The 23,711-nt window shown below is 67.0% G+C and carries 19 protein-coding genes and 3 pseudogenes; 11 read left to right on the forward strand and 11 right to left on the reverse strand.

Annotated elements, in window-relative coordinates; translation table 11 throughout:
- Positions 1-53 precede the first annotated feature (53 nt).
- Both SHTP_RS20530 and eccCa read right to left on the reverse strand, forming a co-directional pair.
- Positions 54-1,298, reverse strand: a complete 1,245-nt coding sequence (locus SHTP_RS20530; protein WP_096371627.1) for a type VII secretion-associated protein — start codon at positions 1,296-1,298, stop codon at positions 54-56.
- A pseudogene (gene eccCa / locus SHTP_RS20535) lies at positions 1,295-4,974 on the reverse strand (type VII secretion protein EccCa). The gene SHTP_RS20530 and the pseudogene eccCa overlap by 4 nt, the downstream one beginning before the upstream one ends.
- Before the next feature lie 114 nt (positions 4,975-5,088).
- Between eccCa and eccD the strand changes: the two are divergent.
- Both eccD and mycP4 read left to right on the forward strand, forming a co-directional pair.
- Entirely contained in the window at positions 5,089-6,471 is a 1,383-nt protein-coding gene (gene eccD, locus SHTP_RS20540; RefSeq protein WP_172900691.1) for a type VII secretion integral membrane protein EccD, read from the forward strand.
- Positions 6,468-7,841, forward strand: a complete 1,374-nt coding sequence (gene mycP4 / locus SHTP_RS20545; protein ID WP_096371628.1) for a type VII secretion system ESX-4 serine protease mycosin MycP4 — start codon at positions 6,468-6,470, stop codon at positions 7,839-7,841. The genes eccD and mycP4 overlap by 4 nt, the downstream gene beginning before the upstream one ends.
- Here the strand turns inward: mycP4 and eccB are convergent.
- Entirely contained in the window at positions 7,731-9,239 is a 1,509-nt protein-coding gene (gene eccB / locus SHTP_RS20550) for a type VII secretion protein EccB (RefSeq protein ID WP_096371629.1), read from the reverse strand. The genes mycP4 and eccB overlap by 111 nt on opposite strands.
- Before the next feature lie 127 nt (positions 9,240-9,366).
- Here eccB and SHTP_RS20555 point away from each other — a divergent pair, with 127 nt between their 5' ends.
- The 7 genes and pseudogenes from SHTP_RS20555 (at position 9,367) to SHTP_RS20580 (ending at position 17,083) form a co-directional block, all read left to right on the forward strand.
- Positions 9,367-10,155, forward strand: coding sequence for a cutinase family protein (locus tag SHTP_RS20555; RefSeq protein ID WP_096371630.1), 789 nt, complete (start codon positions 9,367-9,369; stop codon positions 10,153-10,155).
- 31 nt (positions 10,156-10,186) lie between these two features.
- The gene (locus SHTP_RS20560; RefSeq protein ID WP_011739114.1) at positions 10,187-10,882 is read left to right on the forward strand and encodes a cutinase family protein; all 696 of its coding nucleotides are present in this window, start codon (positions 10,187-10,189) and stop codon (positions 10,880-10,882) included.
- A 259-nt stretch (positions 10,883-11,141) separates the two neighbouring features.
- Positions 11,142-12,800 (forward strand): annotated as a pseudogene (locus SHTP_RS20565) (purine-cytosine permease family protein).
- A 128-nt stretch (positions 12,801-12,928) separates the two neighbouring features.
- Complete coding sequence (locus SHTP_RS30485; RefSeq protein WP_420872919.1) at positions 12,929-13,702, forward strand: PPE family protein; 774 nt, start codon at positions 12,929-12,931, stop codon at positions 13,700-13,702.
- 6 nt (positions 13,703-13,708) lie between these two features.
- Entirely contained in the window at positions 13,709-14,125 is a 417-nt protein-coding gene (locus SHTP_RS30490; RefSeq protein ID WP_420866618.1) for a PE/PPE C-terminal domain-containing protein, read from the forward strand.
- 70 nt (positions 14,126-14,195) lie between these two features.
- Positions 14,196-15,337, forward strand: a pseudogene (locus SHTP_RS20575) (PPE family protein).
- A 270-nt stretch (positions 15,338-15,607) separates the two neighbouring features.
- Positions 15,608-17,083 (forward strand): amino acid permease, encoded by a 1,476-nt coding sequence (locus tag SHTP_RS20580; protein ID WP_096371631.1) that lies wholly within the window; start codon positions 15,608-15,610, stop codon positions 17,081-17,083.
- Positions 17,084-17,098: 15 nt separating this feature from the next.
- Here SHTP_RS20580 and truA read toward each other — a convergent pair whose 3' ends face one another.
- The 8 genes from truA to infA all read right to left on the reverse strand — a co-directional run bounded on the left by truA (position 17,099) and on the right by infA (position 21,679).
- Positions 17,099-18,016, reverse strand: coding sequence for a tRNA pseudouridine(38-40) synthase TruA (truA, locus tag SHTP_RS20585; RefSeq protein ID WP_373121765.1), 918 nt, complete (start codon positions 18,014-18,016; stop codon positions 17,099-17,101).
- A complete protein-coding gene (rplQ, locus tag SHTP_RS20590) occupies positions 17,943-18,512 on the reverse strand; it encodes a 50S ribosomal protein L17 (protein WP_011739110.1) in 570 nt (189 codons plus the stop codon). Before rplQ ends, truA begins: the two co-directional genes overlap by 74 nt.
- A 60-nt stretch (positions 18,513-18,572) precedes the next feature.
- Positions 18,573-19,616: a DNA-directed RNA polymerase subunit alpha gene (locus SHTP_RS20595; RefSeq protein ID WP_096371632.1), complete on the reverse strand. Its 1,044-nt coding sequence runs from the start codon at positions 19,614-19,616 to the stop codon at positions 18,573-18,575.
- Between the two features lie 85 nt (positions 19,617-19,701).
- Positions 19,702-20,307, reverse strand: coding sequence for a 30S ribosomal protein S4 (gene rpsD / locus SHTP_RS20600; protein WP_096371633.1), 606 nt, complete (start codon positions 20,305-20,307; stop codon positions 19,702-19,704).
- A gap of 18 nt (positions 20,308-20,325) precedes the next feature.
- Complete coding sequence (rpsK, locus tag SHTP_RS20605) at positions 20,326-20,742, reverse strand: 30S ribosomal protein S11 (protein WP_011739107.1); 417 nt, start codon at positions 20,740-20,742, stop codon at positions 20,326-20,328.
- A gap of 3 nt (positions 20,743-20,745) precedes the next feature.
- Positions 20,746-21,120 (reverse strand): 30S ribosomal protein S13, encoded by a 375-nt coding sequence (rpsM, locus tag SHTP_RS20610; protein ID WP_011739106.1) that lies wholly within the window; start codon positions 21,118-21,120, stop codon positions 20,746-20,748.
- Positions 21,121-21,310: 190 nt separating this feature from the next.
- Entirely contained in the window at positions 21,311-21,424 is a 114-nt protein-coding gene (gene rpmJ, locus SHTP_RS20615; RefSeq protein ID WP_003879483.1) for a 50S ribosomal protein L36, read from the reverse strand.
- A gap of 33 nt (positions 21,425-21,457) precedes the next feature.
- Positions 21,458-21,679 (reverse strand): translation initiation factor IF-1, encoded by a 222-nt coding sequence (gene infA / locus SHTP_RS20620; RefSeq protein WP_003418601.1) that lies wholly within the window; start codon positions 21,677-21,679, stop codon positions 21,458-21,460.
- 247 nt (positions 21,680-21,926) lie between these two features.
- Between infA and SHTP_RS20625 the strand changes: the two genes are divergently transcribed.
- Positions 21,927-22,823 (forward strand): LLM class F420-dependent oxidoreductase, encoded by an 897-nt coding sequence (locus SHTP_RS20625; protein WP_096371634.1) that lies wholly within the window; start codon positions 21,927-21,929, stop codon positions 22,821-22,823.
- A gap of 26 nt (positions 22,824-22,849) precedes the next feature.
- The gene (locus tag SHTP_RS20630) at positions 22,850-23,710 is read left to right on the forward strand and encodes an LLM class F420-dependent oxidoreductase (protein ID WP_096371635.1); all 861 of its coding nucleotides are present in this window, start codon (positions 22,850-22,852) and stop codon (positions 23,708-23,710) included.
- The last annotated feature ends 1 nt before the right edge of the window (position 23,711 follow it).

A 23,711-nucleotide genomic window follows, 5' to 3' on the forward strand; every position in this document is an offset into this window, starting at 1 on the left:
GACCGGCGGCAGGCCGATTTGGTTCCACCCGGATGCCGCCCACCGTGCGCGGATCAGTGGACCGCGTGCGCGGATCGCACGGCCCGTTCACACACCTCGCGAATGGCCTCGGCCGCGCCGGTTCGGCTTTGGCATCCAATGCTGATCCGTACCGCCGTGTCCAGCACCACCGTCCATCGCACGTCGTGCCCGGTACGCACCTCCCGGTAGGTCACCGCAGGCCGGCCGGCGCTGACACCGGAGGGATCGAAGTCGACGAACACACCGGCGGGTTCGGCGTCGATCGCCCGTTTCAGCCGCTCCGCGGTGCCCGCAAGCGTCTCCCCCGGCACCGGCGATTGGGTCACGTGCAGGGCTACCTCGGGATCTGCCGGCGAGGTGATCTGTACCCGCATTGACCCGGGTCCCCCAATCACACGCTGCGTCGGCCAGCCCGTGGGAATCGCGACCGCGACGTGGCCCTCCACCAAAACCGTCGTCGGCGTTGCCACAACCGCGGACACCGCGCGCCGGTCCGGCCGGGCAAGACCCGCCACCATGAGGACGGCCACAACGGTCGCGCCGATGCCGGCCACCGCTGGGCCCGCCAATCTCGTGATGCTCCGGTGCGGCGGTGCTGGAGCGGACCCCAACACCGGCTCCGTGGTCGCCGACCTCGCCAATCCGATCAGTCGCGGATCGTTGACCTGCGCGATGCGCTGGCCACCGACCAGGGCGGCGCAGATCGATGCCCCAAGCTCGGATGCCCCGGCAACCGCGCCCGGCGCGTCGATGACCACCGCTGTCCGGATGCCCGGCGTCATCGCGTCAACGGCGGCGGCGACCTCTTCGGCGGTGCGTTCGGGCTCGGCGCGACGCGGCACCGCGGTTCGATGCTCGCCGACGACCGCAACCAACCGATCGGCGATCTCGACCACGACGGTGGCCTCGGTTGTGGCCCGCCGCAACAGCCAGGACCGCGGTCGCAGCCAGACCTGGGCTGCGCGGTCAACGTGTGTGTCATCGGCTTCGTCGCCCGCGGCCCGGGCGGCGCGGGTAACCACGGCGACGCGCGCCGCCGACCACCACGACGGATGCACAACGATCATGCCGGCGCGATGGCCTTCGGCCAGGCGACGCAGGGTGGTCGACCAAAGGGACCACACCTGGACCGGCCGGTCACCCACCAACGCCACCGGGTCGTCGATGGCAGCCAGCGCGGCCGCGCACACCTCGATGTCAGCGACAGTCTCGGTGCCACAACACAGTCGGCGGATTGCCTGCGGGCCCGCCTCGATCATGGCGCGGTGCGCGTTCATCCGGGCTCAGTCCAGGCCACTTGGACCAGCCGCTCGTCACCGGCCCGGGTGACCAGGACGGCGCGGCCGGGCGGCAAGCGCATCGGCCGACCGGAGCCGAACAATGGTCCCTCATCGCAACGTCCGCTCATCATCAGCGCCATGCAGCCGAAATCTCGCAGCGCGGCGAGCAGCGGCTCGAACAGGGCCCGTGTGGCTCCCCCGCTGCGCCTGGCCACGATCAGATGCAATCCGAGATCGGTTGCGTAAGGCAGGTATTCGAGCAGCGCCAGCAGTGGATTGCTGGCCGATGTGCATATCAGGTCGTAGTCGTCGACCATCAGGTAGATCTCCGGCCCAGACCACCACGACCGGTCGCGCAACCGAGCCTGGCTCAGGTGCGGGGCCGGCATCCGGGCCCGCAGCAATTCGACCAGTCCCGGCAGGAATGCACCCAATCCCCCCGCAGCTATCGCATGGCCGCCCAGGTACTCGGACTCGCTGAGACCGAGCAGTTCCCGCCGGAAGTCCACCAGGAAAAGCCGTGCCTGCGCAGCGGTCTTGGTCCGGGTGATCTCGCGGCACAGGGTGCGCAACGCGCTGGATTTTCCGCACGCATTGTCACCGAGTATCAGCAGATGGGCGTGGTGTTCGAAATCGACCGCGACCGGTTGTAGCCGGCGCTGCTGCAGACCCAGGAGGATCCGCCCGGATAGGGCTGCACCCGCGGCCTCGACCACGTCGCGATGCTCAACCCGCTGCGGCAACAGCGGGACCGCAGGCGCCCCCGAGCCGGCATGTTGTTGACTCACAACGACTTCAGCGACATTGGGCAATGCGATCATCATGTGCATCCCGTCGTCGCACAGGCCGCGGCCCGGCCGGTCCCGGGGTACCTGGCGCGCGCCTCGGCGATCCACCTCGGAATCAGCAGGATCCCCCAGGCGCAGCTCGATCCGGGTGCCCAGCTGATCCTTCAGTGACCCCCTGAGGTGAGCCCAGCGCGTCGCGGAGACCACCACGTGCAGGCCGTAGGAAAGTCCTTGCCCCGCCAGCGCAGTGATCGGTTCCTGCAGCTCTTCGAACTCATGGCACAGCGTGGCCCAACCATCGATCACCACAAACAGGTCGGCGAGCCGCTGGGCGCCTGAATCGGCCCGGAGCCGGCGATACGCGGCGATCGAGTCGATGCCCTGCTCACCAAAGAACGACTCGCGGGTCCGCAGGCAAGACTCGAGTTCGGCGACGATGCCCCGGATCAGGTCCGGTTCACCCCGGCCGGCGACCGCACCGACGTGGGGCAGGTCGCGGACCGCGGCCAGGGCGCCGCCACCGAAGTCCAGACAGTAGAACTGCACCAGGTCCGGGTCGTGGGTGGCCGCCAATGCGGTTATCAGCGTGCTCAGCGTGGTGGACTTTCCCGACTGCGGCGCGCCCACGACCGCGACATTGCCCGCGGCCGCGGTGAGGTCGATGGTCAGGGGTGTGCGGGACTGATCGAACGGCCGGTCCACCACCCCGATCGGCACGGCCAGTTCAGCGTGCTCTGCCGCACCCTCGCTCAACAGCGACGCCAGCGCGGGCGCCCGGTCCAACGGTGGCAGCCAGACCTGATGCGCGCGCGGCCCGTGGCCAGCGATCCGGTCCAGCACGGTCTGCAGAACGGTTGGCCCGGTTGCGGTATCCGCGCCGTCAGCGCCGCCCGTCCTGACGTCTCCGGTGGCTTCGGAGGTGAACGGCCGCACCGCGGCAGGTAGCGCCACAGAATCGGCATCGGGCGGGCCCGCCGGAACCGGTCCCGATACAAACGCCGTTTCGAACCGGGTCAGCTCTGCGGTGGGAGAAGACAACAGGCCGGAGCCGGGGGTGTTGGGCAGCTCAAAGGCGTCCAGCGTTCCCAGGGCGGTCCGTGACTCGATGGCGGACAGGGTCTTGAGGCACACGCGATAGGACAGGTGGGCTTCGAGTCCACGCAATCGCCCCTCCTCGAGCCGCTGGCTGGCCAGTAACAGGTGCATCCCCAGTGATCGGCCCAGCCGGCCGATGGCGACGAAGACCTCGGCGAAATCGGGATGCTGACTGAGCAGTTCGGCGAACTCGTCGACGATGATGAAAAGCGTCGGCAGCGCGGCCAGGCCGGCGCCACGGCGGCGGACATCCTCGTAGGCCGCGACGCTGACGAAATTTCCGGCCGTCCGCAACAGGTGTTGGCGCCGGTTCATCTCGCCGGCCAGCGCCTCCCCCATCCTCGCGACCAGCGGCGCTTGGTCGGCGAGATTGGTGATGACCGCGGCCACGTGCGGCGCCTTTTCCAGGTCGAGAAATGTAGCGCCGCCCTTGAAGTCGATCAGCAGTAGATTCAGTACCTCTGGCGAGTTGCGCACCATCATGCCCAGCGCGACGGTGCGCAGCAGCTCGGACTTTCCCGATCCGGTGGCCCCGATGCAGAGCCCATGTGGCCCCATCCCCCGCGCCGCGGGCTCCTTGATGTCCAGCAGCACGGGTGATCCGTCCGCGGTCGCGCCGATCGGCACGCAAAGCCGTTCGCGTTGATTCCGCTTGTGCCAGTGGCTTACCGGGTGATAGGTGGCGATTTCGCCGATGCCCAGCATCCTCGCCCAGTCGCCGGGGTGACCGCCGGCGCGGTCACCGCAACGGTGCGGCGCCAATAGGCGGGCACATACCAATGCGCTGACCTGATCCAACTCGTCGGGCCGCCTCAACGTCGTCGTTTCTCCGGCCCGCTTGACCACCACCTGCGTGCCGTCGGGTCCGCACCCCACCTCGAGGACGGTGACACCGGCCGGCAACTGCTTGCCCTTTCGTCGGTGTCGACGATCACCATGACCGGCAGCGCCACGGCATCGAAGGCGGCGCTGGCTTGCGTGATGTTGGGGTACACCATTCTTTCGGCCCCCACCTCGTCGTGGTGACTCGGATGCTGGTTGTGCGGCAACCATTTCAGCCACTCCCACCCCGGCCGGTTGCGGTCGCTGACCACCGCGGCGACCAGCAGCTGATCTGGACCGTGCAACACAGCCATTTGGCACACCATCGCCCGAAGCAGCGCCCGTACCCGCGCCGGGTCGCCGCCGATGGTCACCACACCGGCGCCGTGTAGCGCGATGGCGATCGGGACATCGGTAACCCGCGCGTGGGCCTCGAGGAAGCGGCGCAGCGCGCTGACGGTGACCGGATCCGATCGGTGCGGGGGTGGCAGCGGCGCGGCCACCAGGCGAGTGGCCAGCGGCTGGGTTCCAAGGCCAATGCGGATTCGGCAGAAATCGGCATCCGCGGGCCGGCGCTCCCACATCCGGGAGCCGCCAATCAACGTCCACACGGTGTCGGGTTCGGGATGGGTTCGGTTCGACGATATTCGCTGGGCTGCCGCGATTTCGGTGACGCGTTGCCGAAGCTCGCTCAGATATTGCAGATACCCCACCCGGTCTTGGTCGAGCCCGGCACCCCGGCGCCGACCGCGTGCGCTGACCGCCATCACCATCAGCGACAGCGACATCGTCGCCGGGAGGATCAACATCGTTGGGTTGCGCGCGCTCGGGGCGCCCGAGACATAGGTCGCTGCCATGGCAATCAAGGTGGCGATCGACATGGCCAGGGGCACCAGGCGCAGCAGCGGACCGGTCGACGTTGTCTGGGCCAGCTCCGGTGGTGCGGCAACCACGAGGTCCTCGGTCACAGTGCGACGACGCTAGGCAGCGGCCCGAGCGCCGGCAAGTCGCCTGTGCACAACCGGATACGACGGCGCCGGAGGCGAACTAGCGTGCCAGTGATCCACCTGTCAGGGGGCCCGATGTTGTCTGGATCCGAACCGGGATTGTGCCGTGTCGCCGTGCATTCCGGGACTGCTGTCGTCGATCTTTCGCTACCGGCGGCACTCCCCGTCGCCGAGTTGATCCCCGCCATCGTCGAGAGTCTGGGCGGCCGCGATATCGGCGCGGCGCCCACGCGCTATCAGTTGTGTCCGCTGGGCGCGGGGGCGCTCCCGCCGTCAAAGTCTTTGGCGCAACGCGGCATTCGAGACGGCACCGTCTTGTCGTTGAGCCGTTGCAGCGCCGAGCCGGCACCCGGGCCGCATGATGACGACGCTGACGCGGTACTGGCAACGCTTCGCGGTAGCACCCGGCCGCCGTCGCGGCGCGCCAAGGAACTCACCGGCGCGCTGACCGCGGGTGGGGTTGGCGGGGTCGGCGCCGTGCTGCTGGTTCGCGACGCGCTGGGCAACACCGACCGCCACGGCGCGGCAACCGCGGTCGTGGCGATCACGTCCCGCGTCCTGGCCTTGCTCGTCGCCGGCATGACGCGACGGACCGGCCGGGAGCCTACGGCGGTGTTCACGCTGAACGTCATCGCCACGACGTTCGTGGCGGTCGGCGCACTGCTGGCGGTTCCCGGTCGGCTGGGTGTGCCGAATCTGATGCTCGCCGCGATGGGAGCGTCGGTCGCCGCGGCGCTGGCGATCCGGCTGACCGGTTGTGGTGGGGTCACCTTCACCGCCGTCATGTGCTGCGCGCTCGTCATCGCCGCGGCCGCGCTATGCGGTGTGATCACTGGCGCCGCGTTGTATGTCGTCGGTTCATTGACCACGTTGGCCGCCCTGGTTGCGCTGGAAGTGTCGGCCCGCGTGTCGATGGTCGTGGCAGGTTTGTCCCCAAAGCTTCCCGCAGCGCCCGGGTCCGAGGAAGCACCCGAGTTGGCGGCCCCGGATCTGTTGGCGACCAGGGCCATCCGGGCCGATCGCTGGTTGAACGGCCTGCATGGCGGATTCTCATCGGCTGCGGCCCTGGGCGCCGTCGTCGCCGTGCTTGGCAGTCAGCGCGCCATCGGACTCACCGCGGTCACCGGCGCGGTGTTGTTGCTACGTGCGCGCGCGCAGGTCGACGGGAGGTCCCGGTTGATGTTTTTGATCGCCGGATATGTCGCGGGCACAGCCGCATTCGCTGTCGCGGCCCCCGGCCTCGCCCAGCACGGGCCGTGGATCGCCATCCTGACCGCGGCATTGACCGCCCTGGCGCTGCATCTGGGGTTCATCGCGCCCACCCGGCCGCCTTCGCCCATCGCTTGTCGACTCATCGATGCGCTGGAGTTCAGCGCATCGGCCAGCCTGCTGCCGCTGGCCTGCTGGACCTGCGGTGTCTTCAGCGCCGTTGGTGGCCTGGGACTGACGTGGACATGACCTCGCGATTCGGACACCTGCTGGCGGCGTGTGCGCTCGCCGCACCGTGCTGGTGCGCCATGCCGGCGGCGCACGCGGTGACACCACCCCCGGTGGACGAAAGATGGTTGCCGCAACCCGCGCCGCCGGGCCCGCCCAGCCGCACCCGGCAGCGCGAGGTGTGTGCGGCGGCTACCTGGGCACCCGAGCGACCCGAGGCCGCCGCCCAACTCGCCGGCCTCGACCTACCCGAAGCGTGGCGGCTCACTCGCGGATCCGGTCAGCGGGTGGCCGTGATCGACACCGGGGTGGCACACCACCGACGGCTGGCACACCTGGTGGCGGGAGGCGACTATGTCTTCACCGGAGACGGCACCCAGGATTGCGATGCGCACGGCACCATCGTCGCCGGCATCATCGCCGCCGCACCTGACTCCGCGACAGACCAATTCAGCGGTGTGGCTCCCGATGCCACGGTGATCGGCATCCGCCAGTCCAGCGCCAAGTTCTCCCCCGTCGGCAACCGCTCCAGCACCGGAGTCGGCGACGTCGACACCATGGCCCGAGCCGTTCGCACGGCTGCCGATCTGGGCGCATCGGTCATCAACATTTCGACGATTGCCTGTGTTGCGGCCGAGAGCCCACCCGATGACCGAGCCCTCGGCGCGGCTTTGGCGTACGCCGTCGATGTGAAGAATGCCGTCATCGTGGCCGCGGCCGGAAACACCGGCGGTGCCGCCCAGTGCCCATCCCAGCGCCCCGAGACAACCCGGGATACCGCGACCGTCGTCGTCAGCCCCGCCTGGTACGACAACTACGTGCTGACCGTCGGTTCGGTCAATGCCAACGGGGAGCCCTCGGCGTTCACCCTGCCCTCACCCTGGGTCGACGTCGCCGCCGGCGGCGAGAACGTGACCTCGCTCAACCCCGTCGGCGACGGAACCGTGAACGGCCTTGACGACCACGGTGGCTTCCGACCGCTGTCGGGCACCAGCTACGCCGCTCCCGTGGTCAGCGGACTGGCCGCGCTGATTCGCGCTCGGTTTCCAGCGTTGACCGCGCGCCAAGTCATGGCGCGGATCATCTCGACCGCCCATCATCCGCCCCATGGCTGGGATCCCTTCGTCGGCAACGGCACCGTCGATGTGCTGGCGGCGGTGAGCAGCGACCCCGCCGTGCAGCCGGCTCCGGCCCAGCCAGGTTCGCCGACCCCAGCCGCGCCGGTCACCACGCCGCCCACCCAACCGGATCGCCGGGCCCGGATTACCGCATTGAGCGGATCAGCGATCTGCTTGATGGGGTTGCTGGGGGCATTGGCCTCCCGGGCATTCGGTGGCCGGTCCGGGAGCCGGCACCGGCGGATCCACCACGACGACGTCGTAGGCGACTGACGCGCTCGCCCCGCTCAGTTCCGGCCCCTCCGGCAATGTCGCCAACATCGGCCACGGCGCCGCCGTCGGAGTCAACAGCCCTAGGTGACGCGCCGTGTCCTCGTCGTGAATCAGATACCGCACTCCGGCATCGGTGACGAGGTAGCGTCGGCCCAGGGGGGCATCCGAACCGGAGAGCCCGCGCGATGTCACATAGGCGCTGCGGCCCGGCGGCAGGTAGACGGCGTCCAGCGCGGGGCCGCGCCCGTCGACCTGGACCAGGGGCAGCGCCCTCGCCCCAGCGGGCACGGGCAGACCGTCGCCGGCCAGAAACGCGACGTCGGGGCGACTTGCGTGCCTGCTCACCCAACTCAGGCACAACGTGGTGACGCCGGCGTCCAGCGGTTCGGACACCGTGTCGGGATACCCGGTGACCGGCAACGTCTCAACGATGGGCGCGGCACGGATCACGTCGGGGGCCACCGCGATCGCGTTGGCCGCCCCCTGCGAGTCGCTGAAACGCAGCAAGTCAGCGGCGACCTGGCCGATCCGCTGCACGCCCTGCGCCAACACCACGTAGTACGCAGCGCCACCCCCCGCTGTGATACTCAGCACAGTGCCGACCGAGAAACCGAGTTTCCCGGCCAGCGCCGGTTCGCCCGCATGGCCGATCCGCAACACGCTGATCGGCGGAACTTCCGGCACCGCGCTCAGCAACGACCGCGAGACGCGGTAGGGGGTCCGGCCTTCCAGCCGCAGCGCCCGCCGAACCGCGGGATCGGCCAGATCGACCACGGCCCGATGCCCGTCGTAGAGCAGATACGCCGGCGAACCCGACTCGGTCGCCACCAGAATGGTCTGCTCGGCGACAAGGCGACGAACCGACTGCTGGGCCGGACGCCCCACCAACAGGGTGGTCGCCGCACCACGGTCGGTGTCGCAGATCGTCCACGCCGACTCCTGCACCGGCAGCGACTGGCCAACGAACTGAGGTGCCCCCGGGATGCCCAGCAGCGGGCCACGTTTGGCGCGGATCACCTCCGCCTCGCGCACCGGTTTTGGGTTGGCGCCGGTCCCGGCGATCAAACGGGCCGAGGCCAGGTTGAGCACCGGATGCCAGGTATCGCCCACGCGCACATACAGCGCGCCGGATTCGCGGCCCACCACGATCTGGGCATCGCCCAGCCCGACCTGCGGCCGCAGCAAAGCGCTGATCACACAGCCCACGAGGACGACGACCGAAAGCACGCAGCCCGCCGCCAATGACACCGCGGACGCCCGCGGGCGCCCGTCGGCCGGGTCCAGACCCCCGCGCAGCAACGCGCACTCGAGGCGCCGGACCAGAAAGCGGTAGGCGCTGACCTGCAGCCACGTCGTCGGCCGGCCAGGCGGCCAGCCCCGAGAATCCCCCGCATCCACACCGCCACGCTAGGCAGGTGAACGCGACATTCTTTGCGTTCATCCACAGGCCCGGGCCGGGGCCCGATTCGTTCGAGGTTTTACGAAGTCCGATTGCGGGTAAAATTTCGGCGTAAACAAGCACCCATTGGCCGTGCTGGTCGGCGCTCTGGTCACCGCGACCGGCCTGTTGGCCGCCCCCAGCATCACTGGAACCGCCATCCCGTCGGCGTCCGCAACGGACTGCCCCGACGCCGAAGTCGTGTTCACACGCGGAACCAGCGAGCCACCCGGCATCGGCCGGGTGGGTGAGGCCTTCGTGGACTCGTTGCGCCAGCAGACCGGCAAGAACATCGGTGTGTACGCGGTGAACTACCCCGCCAGCCGTTTGCAGCTGCACGGCGGCGACGGAGCCAATGACGTGATTTCACACATCAAATCGATGGCCTCCTCCTGCCCCAACACCAAGATCGTGCTGGGCGGCTATTCACAGGGCGCCGACGTGATCGACATCGTGGCCGGAGTCCCGTTGGCCGGCATCAGCTTTGGCAACGAGCTGCCCGCCCAGTACGCGGACAACATCGCGGCGGTCGCGGTGTTCGGCAACGTGGCCAACCGCTCCGGCGGATCATTGACCACCCAGAGTTCGTTGCTGGGTTCCAAGTCCATCGACCTGTGCAACCCCAGTGACCCGATCTGTCACTCCGGCCCCGGCAACGATTGGAACGGGCACACCGACGGTTACGTCCCCACCTACACCACCCAAGCGGCGAGTTTCGTTGCGGCGAAGCTGGCCGCATCGTCGATGGCACCGGTGGTCCAGTTGCCTGGGCCCGTGCCGCGGGCGCCCGGCCCCGCTCCGCAGGCCCCCGGACCCGCTACGGCATCGCCCGGAACCCCAGTCGGGGCGACAGGCACCCTCGTCGGCGCTCACTGACCCACTGTCAGCAAGCCCGTAAAATTGCGCCATGTGGCTATTTCCCCTGGACGCACAGAAGTGGGCGCGCTCGGGTCGCGGCCGAACACGACTCGCACGGCGCTGTGCCGGGTTGGTGGCCACCACGATTGCGGCGTGCGCGGTATTGCTCGCGTTTCCATTGGTGCCTAAGGCAGCCGCGGCCTGCCCCGATGTCCAGGTGGTTTTCGCCAGGGGCACCGGCGAACCACCCGGTCTCGGCCGGGTGGGCAACGCCATGGTGGCCTCGCTACGGCAGAAGACCGACCAGAGCATCGGCGCGTACGCGGTGAACTACCCCGCCAACAAGGACTTCCTGGCGGCCGCCGACGGCGCCAACGACGCCAGCGACCACGTCCAGCAGATGACGAATGAATGCCCCAACACCAAACTGGTGCTCGGTGGTTATTCCCAGGGTGCCGCGGTCATCAACATCGTTACCGCCGCACCCCTTCCCGGCCTTGGCTTCACCCAGCCGCTGCCGGCCCAAGCCGCCCAGCACGTGGCCGCGGTCACCCTGTTCGGGAACCCATCGGGCCGAGCGGGTGGATTGATGACGGCGCTGAGCCCGCACTTCGGCGGCAAGATCCTCAACCTGTGCAACACCGGCGACCCGATCTGCTCGGACGGCGACCAGTGGAAGGCCCACACCGGCTACGTTCCGGGCCTGACCAACAAAGCCGCCAGTTTCGTCGCAGGCCGGATCTGAATCAGCCCCACTCGCGAATCGGCCGAGCCGATTCAGCGCGCTTGTGAGGCGACTGGGCAAGCCCTTGGGCTTGCCTGTACCGGAACGCTTCCGGTGGCAGACCCCTGCAACCAGGGTTACGATCACGCTGAACCTCAACGAGGCGTACCGAACGCGCCAACGAAGGTTCTCTTTGCCGCTGTACACGAAGGCAAATGCGCGATGCGCGCCGTGGCGATTCTGATGCGCCATTGTCCGGCGATTGCGCCCAGGAGGATCGATGCAGGATACCGACGTATCGCAGGTATCACCCTCAGCCCCTGCGGATCTTGCTGAAATCACGGCGGCCAAGAAAACCCTCGAGGACTACACGCTGCGGTTTGCGCCGCGCAGCTACCGCCGGTGGTCGCCGGCGGTCGTCGGGATCTCCGCCCTGGGCGGTATCGCCTACCTGGCCGACTTCGCGATCGGCGCCAATATCGGGATCACGTGGGGAACCACCAATGCCCTCTGGGGCATAGCCATCTTCGCCGCGGTGGTCTTCACCACCGGATTGCCCCTGGCCTACTACGCGGCCCGCTACAACATCGATTTGGATCTGATCACCCGTGGCAGCGGTTTCGGCTACTACGGGTCGGTGGTGACCAACGTCATCTTTGCCACGTTCACCTTCATCTTCTTTGCACTCGAAGGTTCGATCATGGCCCAGGGACTGAACCTGGGTCTGCACATTCCGTTGTGGCTGGGGTATGCCTTCTCGACGCTGCTGATCTTTCCGCTGGTGATATACGGCATGAAAGTTCTTTCACAGCTGCAACTTTGGACCACGCCGCTGTGGCTGATCCTGATGGTGGCCCCGTTCGGCTACCTCTTGATCAGCCATCCCGAGTCGGTCGCGCAGTTCTTCGCCTACGCAGGCAAGGACGGTCGCGCCACGGCCAGCATCGGCTCCGCACTGATGGCGGCGGGCGTATGCCTGGCGCTGATCGCTCAAATCGCGGAGCAGATCGACTATTTGCGGTTCATGCCGCCACGGACGCCCAAGAACTCACGTCGGTGGTGGGCCTGGATGCTGCTGGCCGGGCCCGGCTGGGTCATCTTCGGCGCGGCCAAACAGATCATCGGCCTGTTCCTGGCGGTCTATCTGCTCTCCAACGTCGCCGGTGCGGCCGATTTCGCCAATCAACCGGTCCACCAATTCATGCAGATCTACCGCAACTTCATGCCGGTTTGGCTGGCGCTGACATTGGCGGTGATCTTGGTGGTGCTCAGCCAGGCCAAGATCAACGTGACGAACGCGTATTCGGGTTCGCTGGCCTGGACGAATTCATTCACCCGCGTCACCAAGCACTACCCCGGGCGAGTGATGTTCCTCGGCGTGAATCTCACGATTGCCCTGATCCTGATGGAAGCCAACATGTTTGACTTCCTCAACACAATCCTCGGCTTCTACGCCAACTGCGGCATGGCCTGGGTGGTGACGGTGGCATCTGACATCGTCTTCAACAAGTTCCTGCTCGGCCTGTCGCCGAAGACACCGGAGTTCCGTCGCGGCATGTTGTATGCCATCAACCCGGTTGGCTTCGGGTCCATGCTGTTGGCAGCGGGCCTTTCGATCGTCGCGTTCTTCGGCGGCCTCGGTGAGACGCTGCGCCCGTACTCGCCGTTGGTGGCGATCAGCGTCGCCTTGGTGATGCCACCGATTCTGGCCATTGCCACCAAGGGCAAGTACTAGCTGCGACGCACCCACGACGGCATCGAGCTGCCCATGTACGACGAGCACGGCAACCCGTCCGCCGAGCACCTGAATTGCCATGTCTGCCGGCAGAACTTCGACCGACCCGATATGGCGGCCTGCCAGACCCACGATGCTCACGGTTGTTCGCTGTGCCTGTCCACCGACAAACAGGCCGAACACGTCTTGTCAGCCCATCCCTAACCCGACGATGTGGAGCCACAAGTAAATCGTGCCGAACCTTTGCCTTTGGCGATTGTTTTTATTGGTCATATAATCGGGGCCTTGTTGCTTGTGGGTGATCAATAGTTCCCGTTGATCCGACGACGGCGATGTCGCAGGAGGCTGCACTCACCGCTGTTGAGGAGGATCTCGTGGTCGTTGACACCTCGCCGGTCGACGCCGGCGGCTACGTGTCCGTCCCCGTGCTCCTCTCTGATTTCGGCTCGCTGTCGCCGGAGATCAACTCCGGGCGCATCTACGCCGGTCCGGGATCTGGACCAGTGCTGGCCGCGGCGGGAGCCTGGGATGCGCTGGCCACCGAGTTGGGCGCCACCGCATGCGGATACAGCTGCGTGATCACCCAATTGACGAGCTTGCCGTGGTCGGGGCCCGCCGCCGCGGCCATGCTTACCGCGGTCACGCCGTACGTCTCCTGGTTGACCACGATGGCCACGCGCGCCGAACAGGCCGCCATGCAGGCCAGGGCCGCCGCGGCGGCCTATGAGGCGGCCTTCGCGATGACCGTGCCCCCGCCGGCGATTGCAGTCAACCGAGTCCGGTTGCTGGCGCTGATCGCAACCAATTTCTTCGGGCAGAACACGCCGTCGATCGCGGCTACCGAAGCCGAGTACGCCGAGTTCTGGGCGCAAGACGCCACCGCGATGTACTGCTACGCCAGCACCTCGACGTCGTTTCTGGCACTACCCGCCTTCCCCGGGCCACCACGCACGACCGACCCGGCAGGATTGGCCGGACAGGCCGCCGCGACCAGCCAATCCGCGGCGTCGGCGACCTCCTCATCGGCAATCCAGGCGCTTACCCAAGTCTCGTCGTCGCTAGCCGCGGCCGGGCATTGGCTGCCCATCCTCTCGACCGCGGAGTGAAACACCTTGGTCAACACCTGGGGCCTGGCCTATTTCGGCGCGGGAATCTTCCAGTTGGGCACCCTGTTTGCCCAACAACTCTTGCCAGATGCTGCGGCGGCGCCGTCCGCGGCCGCGGCCGCGGCATCGACCGCCGTGGCCGCACAACTGACAGCACCCGTTGCCGCCACGCCGGTTTCGGCCGTATTCGCGCGGGCGGACACCATCGGACCGATGTCGGTACCGCCAAGTTGGACCACCGCCGCACCGGCACCCACCGCCGGGGGCGCCGCGATCTCTGGCATCGACGTCGCGGCCGGGCGCCCCCAAGCACCCAACGCCCTGCTTCCCAATCTGCGCGACAACAGCCGAGCAACGACCTTCGCTCGGCGCCGATACGGCATCCGCCTGACGGTGATGTTGCGCCCACCGGAAGCCGGATAGGCACCCAAGCTTCGAGGAGAAGAGCAGATGGCACAGGCAGCCACACAGGTCAGGTAGGGAGTTGATAGCAATGGACTTTGGGATACTGCCGCCAGAGATCAACTCCGCTCGCATGTACTCCGGCCCCGGCTCGTCACCCTTGTTGACGGTGGCCTCGGCGTGGAGCGGCCTGGCCGCCGAGTTGAGCGCTACCGCCAACGACTACGAGACCGTGATCTCCGGGCTGCAAAGCCAGGGTTGGGTCGGGCCTTCGCCGGAAGCGATGGCCAACTCCATCTGGCCCTATGTCGCGTGGCTGCGCGCCACTGCCGCCGCGACCGAGCAGTCGGCAAGCAAGGCTCGCGTAGCGGCCAGCGCGTACGAAGCCGCCTTCGCCGCAACGGTGCCGCCGCCACAGATCGCCGCCAATCGCGCCGAACTCACCGGGTTGATCTCAACCAACGTGGTGGGCCAAAACAGTGCCGCGATAGCCGCTGCGGAAGCCCAATACGGCGAGATGTGGTCCCAGGATGCCGCGACCATGTATGCCTATGCCGCCAGCTGCGCAACCGCCACGTCCGTGACACCGTTTGTGTCGCCGCCGCAAACCACCAGCCCGACCGCGGCGGCGACACAAGCCGGCACCCTCGCCCGGGCCGCCGCCGCCACCGCCGGTACCGCACAGAGCACCTTGTCACGGCTGATCTCGGAGGTACCGGGTGTGCTGCAAATCCTTACGTCGCCGTTGGCCTCGGCCGCATCATCGACGGCCGGCCCCATCGAGCGGTTCTTGGAGTGGTACGCGCCGTTCGCAAATTTCTTCTACGACACCCTCGGCCTGCCGTTCTTTGGCGCCGGCATCACCAGTTTCTTCGCGGCAACGGCCAAGACGGCGGGGGCGATTGGCCCCGCGGCCGCCGCACCAGCGGCCACCGTCGCCGCCACGGGTGCGGCCGAAGCGGTGGGCGCTGGGCCGGTTTCGGCGAGTCTGGCTCAGGCCAGCACGGTCGGCAAGCTGTCGGTACCCCACACCTGGGAAGGGGCCACCCGGCGACAAGCCCCACCACCGCATCGAAATTCATCAGCGACGTGATCGAACCGGAAAGCGTGGAGGCGGGCGGCAACGTCATCGGCGGAGTGCCGATGCCCGGTCCAGGCGAAGGTTCGGCGGGTGCGGGTCCCCGCTACGGGGTACGCCTCACCGTCATGCCTCACCCACCGTCGGCGGGCTGAGTTGAGCACACATCTCAGGCATGGGGCAGCCGCCACCCGAGCGCCGGGTCTGGGTGGTTGCCCCGGCCATTCCACATCACTGAGCACCCGCGGATTCCGGGCGCCGCCGCCGATCCGGCCCTCGCCCACCCATCCAGCACGCCTCGACGTCCCGCAGTCGGCTGATGCCGTGTCCACCATTCGGGGGATAACGCCTCAGTGCAGCACCGCAACGGGGCTGGTGCCTATAAACTCGACCGCTCCGCCCCGATCTGATGAGGACGCTCATTGATGCCTGAAGATGTTGCTACCTGCCAACCCACCGAATCAACGCCGCATCTTCATCGGGGTCTTTCCAACCGACACATTCAGTTGATCGCCATTGGCGGGGCGATCGGCACCGGCCTGGTCATGGGGTCCGGCCGCACCATCTCGCTGGCCGGCCCGGCGGTGATAGTCGTCTACGCGGTCATCGGGTTTTTCGTCTTCTTCGTGCTGCGCGCGATGGGCGAGCTGCTGTTGTCGAACTTGAACTACAAGTCGTTCGTCGACTGTGCCGCCGACCTTCTGGGCCCGGCGGCCGGCTACTTCATGGGCTGGTCGTACTGGTTCGCCTGGATCGTCGCGGGCATCGCCGATCTCGTCGCCATCACCGGCTATAGCAAGTTCTGGTGGCCGGACGTACCCACCTGGGCACCGGCACTGGTCACTATCGCCGTCATGCTCTCGATCAACATGTTCGGTGTCAGCAAGTTCGGCGAGACGGAATTTTGGTTCGCCCTGATCAAGGTTGCGGCGATCCTCTGCCTCATCACCGTGGGCGCGATCTTGGTCATCACCGGCTTCACCTCGCCCGACGGCGACCGGGCGGCCCTGGCGAATCTCTGGAACGACGGCGGGTTCTTCCCAACCGGGTTCGTCGGTTTGGCGAGCGGGTTTCAGATCGCCTTTTTCGCCTATATCGGAGTGGAACTGGTGGGTGCGGCCGCGGCGGAAGCCGCCGATCCCAGCCACACTCTCCCCCGTGCGATCAACGCCGTCCCGCTGCGGGTGGCGATCTTTTATATCGGGGCCCTGCTGGCGATTCTCTCCGTCGTCCCGTGGCGACGGTTCGCCAGTGGCGAGTCGCCGTTCGTGACCATGTTCGCCTTGGCCGGACTCGCCGCGGCCGCATCCGTCGTCAACTTTGTCGTCATCACCTCGGCCGCGTCCTCGGCGAACTCCGGCGTGTTCTCCACCGGCCGCATGCTCTATGGCCTGGCCGACGAGGGCAGCGCGCCGGGAATCTTCGGTCGACTCAATAGCCGCGGAGTGCCGGCACCGGCCCTGATCCTCACCGCGGCGCTGTTGTTGTCCGCCATCCCGCTGCTCTACGCCGGCGGTTCGGTGATCGGTGCCTTCACCCTGATCACCACCATCTCGTCGCTGCTGTTCATGTTCGTCTGGACGATGATCGTGATCAGCTACCTCGTCTATCGGCGCCGACACACACAACGCCACGCCGATTCGGCTTACAAGATGCCCGGTGGCGTGGTGATGTGCTGGGCCATACTCGGCTTCTTCGTATTCGTGATCTGGACGCTCACCACCGAAACCGAAACCGCGACCGCATTGGTGTGGTTCCCGCTGTGGTTCGTGATCCTCGGGATCGGCTGGGCGCTCGTCCGGCGCCGCCCCGGCCACCTCGAGCAATACCACCGGTTCCAGGCCGAAATGAACGGCACCGCCGAGGGGGTACTCCCGCCCGATGCCTCAGCCCGGACCTAGTCGATACGTAATAAGTCAGTCGGTACGCGAGCGCAGATCGCGGGTAATCAAGACCCGCGATGCGAGCTGGTCATCGGGCGGATAGTCCACCTTGGCCAGGACCAGACCGTGCGCCGGTGCGGCCGCGAAGTCACTGGAACGCGCGGTAGCGGTGAGCAACTCGCGACACCAATCTGGCGTACGCCGGTGTTCGCCCACGGCCAGCAGCGCGCCCACCAATGAACGCACCATCGACCAGCAGAACGCGTCGGCGCTGACCTGCGCGGTGACCAGGTGCCCGTTGCGCGACCAGTCCAGCCGTTGCAGGTCACGGATGGTGGTAGCCCCCTCGCGACGGCGGCAGAACGCGGCAAAATTGTGCAGTCCCAATAACTCTCGGGATGCCACCGTCATCGCATCGATGTCCAGCTCCCGCGGCCATACGGTCACATAGCGAGCCTGCTGCGGCTCGACACCGTAGGGGGCCGTCGACAAGCGGTAGACATAATGGCGGCGAAGTGCCGAAAATCGGGCATCGAAAGCCGTTGGCGCACGCGCGATATCGAGGACGCGCAGATCAGCCGGCAAGAAGCGGGCCAAACGTCGCACCAACGGCAGGAATTCCGGATCGCCCGCGCGCGCCGAACGCGAATAGGCGTTCGGCAACGCGTCGACTGGAACATCGGCGTGGGCCACCTGGCCGGTGGCGTGGACCCCCGCATCGGTACGCCCGGCGGCACGCAGGCGCACCGGTGTGCGCAGGACCGTCGTCAGCGCCTCATCAAGGACGCCAGCGACCGTACGCTGCCCCGTCTGCGTCGCCCAGCCTGCGAAATCCGTACCGTCGTAGGCAATGTCGAAGCGCAGACGAACTGCGTCACTAATTCTGCGGTGCCTCGTCAGCGTCGGTGTCAGCGGAGCCGGCCTCGGCGTCGGTGGCCTCGGCGTCGGCAGGCGCTGCCTCGGCTTCGGTAGCGGCCACCGCCTCCTCGGCCGCCGGCTCCTCGGCTGCCTGCGGCTCCGAAGGCGCGTCCTGCGACGCGGCCTGGGAGGCTTTCACCCGTCGTGCCCGGTCGGCCTCAGACGTCACCGTCTTCTCCCGCACCAACTCGATCACCGCCATCGGGGCGTTGTCGCCCTTGCGCGGTTCGACCTTGATGATGCGGGTGTAGCCGCCCTCACGATCGGCAAAGAACGGCCCGATCTCAGCGAACAGGGTGTGCACCACGTCCTTGTCGCGGATCTTCTTGAGCACCTCGCGCCGATTGTGCAGTGCACCCTTCTTCGCGTGGGTGATCAGCTTCTCCGCGTACGGCCGCAACGCCCGCGCCTTGGGCTCGGTGGTCTTGATTCGGCCGTGCTCGAACAGCGAGGTGGCCAGGTTGGCCAGTAGCGCCTTCTGGTGCGAGGACGACCCGCCGAGGCGAGGGCCTTTGGTGGGCTTGGGCATTGCGGCTATCTCCTATTCGGGGCCGGTCCCCGTATCAGGTAGGACCGGGACGGATCTTGGTTAGAGCTGTTCGGTTTCGGCGTAGTCCTGGTCGTCGTAGGCGCCCTCGATCGACCAGGTACCGGTGGCCACGTCGTAGCCTGCGACCTCAGACGGGTCGAAGCTCGGCGGGCTGTCCTTGAGCGACAGGCCCAGCTGGTGCAGCTTGACCTTGACCTCATCGATCGACTTCTGACCGAAGTTGCGGATGTCGAGTAAGTCCGACTCGGTGCGCGACACCAGTTCGCCGACGGTGTGCACGCCCTCGCGCTTGAGGCAGTTGTACGAGCGCACGGTCAGATCCAGGTCGTCGATCGGCAGTGCGAACGAGGCGATGTGGTCGGCCTCGGCCGGCGACGGCCCAATCTCGATACCTTCGGCCTCGACGTTGAGTTCACGTGCCAGACCGAACAATTCGACGAGCGTCTTGCCCGCAGATGCCAGCGCGTCGCGCGGGGTGATCGAATTCTTGGTCTCGACATCGAGGATCAGCTTGTCGAAGTCGGTGCGCTGCTCGACACGAGTCGCGTCCACCTTGTAGGTGACCTTGAGCACCGGCGAGTAGATGGAATCGACCGGGATGCGGCCGATTTCGGCGCCCGAAGCCCGGTTCTGCACTGCCGGGACGTAACCGCGGCCGCGCTCGACGACGAGCTCGACCTCCAGCTTGCCCTTGTCGTTGAGGGTGGCGATGCGCATGTTGGGGTTGTGCACCGTGACACCGGCCGGCGGCACGATGTCGCCCGCGGTGACCTCACCGGGCCCCTGCTTGCGCAGGTACATGGTGACCGGCTCGTCTTCCTCCGAAGAAACGACCAGGGCCTTGAGGTTCAGGATGATGTCGGTGACATCATCCTTGACTCCGGGCACCGTGGTGAACTCGTGCAGCACGCCGTCGATGCGGATGCTGGTGACGGCTGCCCCGGGAATCGAGGACAGCAGCGTGCGACGCAGCGAGTTGCCAAGGGTGTAGCCGAATCCGGGTTCCAGCGGTTCGATGACGAACTGGGACCGGCTGTCGGTGAGGACTTCCTCGGACAGAGTCGGCCGCTGAGAGATCAGCATGGTGTTCTTGTTCTCCTTCTCGGCACCCGCTATTTGATGCCGTTAGGTGATCCGTCGCTGCGGCCGCAGCGACGGAAGACGGGGCTTACTTCGAGTAGTACTCGACGATCAGCTGCTCGGTGAGCGGGACCTCGATCTGTGCCCGCTCGGGCAGCTGGTGGATCAGGATGCGCTGACGCTCCCCCACGACCTGCAACCAGCTCGGGATCGGACGGTCACCCGCCGTTTCGCGCGCAATCTGGAACGGCACCGTGTTGAGCGAGTTGTCCCGCACATCGATGATGTCGTACTGCGAAACCCGGTAGCTGGGCACATTGACGTGCACGCCGTTGACGCTGAAGTGCCCGTGGCTGACCAGCTGACGAGCCATCCGGCGGGTACGTGCCAACCCGGCCCGGTATACGACGTTGTCGAGCCGGCTCTCCAGGATCTTCAGCAGCTCCTCACCGGTCTTGCCGGAGTGGCGAACGGCCTCTTCGTAGTAGCGGCGGAACTGCTTTTCCATCACGCCGTAGGTGAAGCGGGCCTTCTGCTTTTCCTGCAACTGCTGGCGGTATTCACTGTCCTTGACCCGGGCGCGGCCGTGCTGGCCGGGCGGGTAGGGACGCTTTTCGAATGACTGGTCGCCACCAACGAGGTCGGTGCCCAGCCGGCGTGACTTGCGGGTGACGGGTCCGGTGTAACGAGCCATTGGTATATCCTCCTAGACCTAGACGCGCCGACGCTTGGGCGGGCGGACACCGTTGTGCGGCTGCGGGGTGACATCGGAGATCGCACCGACCTCCAGGCCAGCGGCCTGCAGCGACCGGATCGCGGTCTCGCGGCCCGAACCCGGCCCCTTCACGAACACGTCGACCTTGCGGACACCGTGCTCCTGGGCCTTGCGCGCGGCGTTCTCGGCGGCCAGCTGCGCTGCGAACGGTGTCGACTTGCGGGATCCCTTGAAGCCGACGTGACCCGACGACGCCCAGGCGATGACGTTGCCCTGCGGGTCGGTGATCGTCACGATCGTGTTGTTGAACGTGCTCTTGATGTGCGCGGCACCGTGCGGGACGTTCTTCTTTTCCCGGCGGCGGGTCTTCTGGCCCTTCTTGGGGCCCGTGCCGCTGGCTTTCTTCGGTGGCATCGGTTACCTGGCCTTCTTCTTGCCTGCGATGGTGCGCTTGGGGCCCTTACGGGTCCGCGCGTTGGTCTTGGTGCGCTGGCCACGTACCGGCAAACCACGGCGGTGCCGCAGGCCCTGGTAGCAGCCGATCTCGATCTTGCGACGAATGTCGGCCTGCACCTCGCGGCGCAGGTCACCCTCGATCTTCAAGTTCGCTTCGATGTAGTCACGCAGGTGCGTCAGCTGGTCGTCAGTGAGATCGCGAGTGCGCAGGTTACGGTCAATGCCCGTAGCTGCCAAGATCTCGTTCGACCGGGTACGGCCGACGCCGTAGATGTAGGTCAGGGCGATCTCCATCCGCTTGTCGCGCGGTAGATCGACGCCGACTAGTCGAGCCATAGGTGGCGTTTCCTCTTTTTCTCAGCGGAGGTCTTATCCCAGTCCGTTCCCGCAAGGTTTGCGGGGCCCGGCCTCCGTCCGGGCGCGGATGAACTGGCCCATCACTATTGATGCCAGCCGCTCATTGGTGCTGGGAGGTCTGCATTCAGTTGTCTGCGCTTCGCGCTAGCTAGCTGCTGCTAGCCCTGGTCTACCCCTGCCGCTGCTTGTGGCGCGGATCGGAGCAGATCACCATGACCCGCCCATGCCGACGGATCACCCTGCACTTGTCACAGATCGGCTTGACGCTCGGGTTCACCTTCACGGCAGTCTCGGTCCTGTTCTCTGGGTGGTTTGGCTATTTGTACCGGTACACGATGCGGCCCCTGGACAGGTCGTAGGGAGACAACTCCACCACCACGCGATCTTCGGGCAGGATACGGATGTAGTGCTGCCGCATCTTGCCGCTGATGTGGGCGAGCACCTTGTGGCCGTTCTCCAGCTCAATGCGAAACATGGCATTAGGCAGGGGCTCGACCACGCGACCCTCGACCTCTATGGCACCGTCCTTCTTGGCCATTACTTTCCGGCGATCCTCACTTCTTGTTCGTGCACCTGGTTTGGCGCAGCACCCGTCCTGACCGCAAAACGTGATCCGGTGGTGGAAATTCCGCGAAACGATCCGAGAAATTTCGGGACTGGGCACGCCAGGAGTCGGCGCGAGACGTCGCACCGCCGTCCCACGATACCCGCACTGCCGCGCTCGGCGCAAAACGCCACAAAGCCGGGCCGGAATAGCCGCCCCGACCCAGCCGGTTGGACCTAGCATGCCCGCCCCTGAGACCGACTCTGACGCCAGATCTTCCGCGAGTCCAGCCGCCGGTAAGCCCAACCTCGGCCGGTTCGGATCCTTCGGCCGCGGTGTCACCCCGGCCCAGGCCAGAGACATCGAAGCGCTGGGCTACGGCGCGGTCTGGGTCGGCGGGTCACCGCCGGCGGAGCTGGCCTGGGTGGAACCGATCCTGGCGGCCACCACCACGCTGCAGGTAGCCACCGGCATCGTCAACATCTGGTCGGCGCCCGCCAAGCCGGTAGCCGAGTCGTTTCATCGCATCGAGGCCGCCTACCCCGGCCGTTTCCTGCCGGGAATCGGCGTGGGCCACCCGGAAGCGATCACCGAGTACCACAGCACCGGCAACGCGGTGGACGCCCTCATCGAGTACCTCAACAGGCTCGACGACTACGGGGTGCCGGCCAACCGACGGGTGGTGGCGGCGCTGGGCCCGCGGGTGCTGCGGCTCGCGGCGCGACGCAGCGCCGGCGCGCACCCCTACCTGACCACACCGGAGCACACCGGCGCGGCCCGCGAACTCATCGGCCCGTCGGCGTTTCTGGCTCCCGAACACAAAGTGGTGCTGACCACCGACGCGCAACGGGCGCGTGCCGTCGGGCGCAAGGCCCTCGACATCTATCTCAACCTGGCGAACTACCTGAACAGCTGGAAGCGGCTGGGCTTCAGCGAGCGCGACATCGCCCGCCCGGGCAGTGACCGCCTGGTTGACGCCGTGGTCGCCTACGGCACTCCCGCGGCCATCGCGGCGCGCCTCAACGAACACCTGCAAGCCGGCGCCGACCACGTCCCCGTACAACTCCTGACCAAAAGTGAGAACCTGGTACCAGCGCTCGCCGAGTTGGCCGGGCCGCTCGGGCTGGCCGGCGCCTGAGCTTCAAGCAGGCACGGGGGAACCAGATGACCAACGCAGTTTCACTCAAACCCGAGCTGGGCCGGTTCGGCGTATGGCTGGGTAGCCGCTCCATCACCCCCGAACTCGCCGGGCAGATCGAATCACTCGGCTACGGCGTGGCCTGGATCGGCGCATCACCGGAGGCCGATCTGGCTTGGGTCGAGCCCGCCTTGGAGCAGACCACATCACTGCAGCTGGCGACCGGAATCGTCAATATCTGGTCGGCGCCGGCCGATGAGGTGGCGGCGTCGTATCAGCGGATCGAGAGCGCCCACCCGGGCCGGTTTCTGCTGGGTGTCGGGGTAGGCCATCCCGAGCACACCCAGGAGTATCAGAAACCCTATGACGCGCTGGTGGCCTATCTCGACGACCTGGCCAAGGCGATGGTGCCGGACAGCAGGCGGGTATTGGCGGCGCTGGGCCCCAGAATGTTGCGCCTGGCCGCGCAGCGTAGCGCCGGCGCCCATCCGTATCTGACCACGCCCGAGCACACCGGCACCGCCCGCCAGTTGGTCGGCAACACCGTGTTCCTGGCGCCCGAACACAAAGTCGTGCTCACCACCGATGCGGCGCAAGCCCGCGCGGTGGACCGCAAGTTCATCGATTTCTACCTGGGACTGAGCAACTACGTGAACAACTGGCTGAAGCTGGGCTTCACCGAAGACGACGTGCGCAAGCCCGGTAGCGACAGATTGATCGACGCCCTGGTGGCCTACGGCACCCCTGATCAGATCGCCCGGCGGCTCGGCGAACACCACGAAGCCGGCGCCGACCATGTGGCGATTCAGGTGCTGCGCCCGTCCCGGGAGGACAAGTCGATGGCGGCGCTGACCGAACTGTCAGGGGCGCTCGGGCTCACCCGTTAGG

Source organism: Mycobacterium ulcerans subsp. shinshuense (assembly GCF_002355775.1).
Lineage (GTDB): Bacteria > Actinomycetota > Actinomycetes > Mycobacteriales > Mycobacteriaceae > Mycobacterium > Mycobacterium marinum.

What these genes read in the sequence shown, in the direction of transcription:
- SHTP_RS20560 (WP_011739114.1), top strand. Translation starts at nt 10,187, where the DNA reads ATGTGGCTATTTCCCCTGGACGCACAGAAGTGGGCGCGCTCGGGTCGC.
- SHTP_RS20530 (WP_096371627.1), bottom strand. Translation starts at nt 1,298, where the DNA reads ATGAACGCGCACCGCGCCATGATCGAGGCGGGCCCGCAGGCAATCCGC.
- SHTP_RS30485 (WP_420872919.1), top strand. Translation starts at nt 12,929, where the DNA reads ATGTCGCAGGAGGCTGCACTCACCGCTGTTGAGGAGGATCTCGTGGTC.
- rpsD (WP_096371633.1), bottom strand. Translation starts at nt 20,307, where the DNA reads ATGGCTCGTTACACCGGACCCGTCACCCGCAAGTCACGCCGGCTGGGC.
- rplQ (WP_011739110.1), bottom strand. Translation starts at nt 18,512, where the DNA reads ATGCCCAAGCCCACCAAAGGCCCTCGCCTCGGCGGGTCGTCCTCGCAC.
- infA (WP_003418601.1), bottom strand. Translation starts at nt 21,679, where the DNA reads ATGGCCAAGAAGGACGGTGCCATAGAGGTCGAGGGTCGCGTGGTCGAG.
- rpsM (WP_011739106.1), bottom strand. Translation starts at nt 21,120, where the DNA reads ATGGCTCGACTAGTCGGCGTCGATCTACCGCGCGACAAGCGGATGGAG.
- SHTP_RS20625 (WP_096371634.1), top strand. Translation starts at nt 21,927, where the DNA reads ATGCCCGCCCCTGAGACCGACTCTGACGCCAGATCTTCCGCGAGTCCA.
- SHTP_RS20580 (WP_096371631.1), top strand. Translation starts at nt 15,608, where the DNA reads ATGCCTGAAGATGTTGCTACCTGCCAACCCACCGAATCAACGCCGCAT.
- SHTP_RS20595 (WP_096371632.1), bottom strand. Translation starts at nt 19,616, where the DNA reads ATGCTGATCTCTCAGCGGCCGACTCTGTCCGAGGAAGTCCTCACCGAC.
- eccD (WP_172900691.1), top strand. Translation starts at nt 5,089, where the DNA reads ATGTTGTCTGGATCCGAACCGGGATTGTGCCGTGTCGCCGTGCATTCC.
- SHTP_RS20630 (WP_096371635.1), top strand. Translation starts at nt 22,850, where the DNA reads ATGACCAACGCAGTTTCACTCAAACCCGAGCTGGGCCGGTTCGGCGTA.
- rpsK (WP_011739107.1), bottom strand. Translation starts at nt 20,742, where the DNA reads ATGCCACCGAAGAAAGCCAGCGGCACGGGCCCCAAGAAGGGCCAGAAG.
- mycP4 (WP_096371628.1), top strand. Translation starts at nt 6,468, where the DNA reads ATGACCTCGCGATTCGGACACCTGCTGGCGGCGTGTGCGCTCGCCGCA.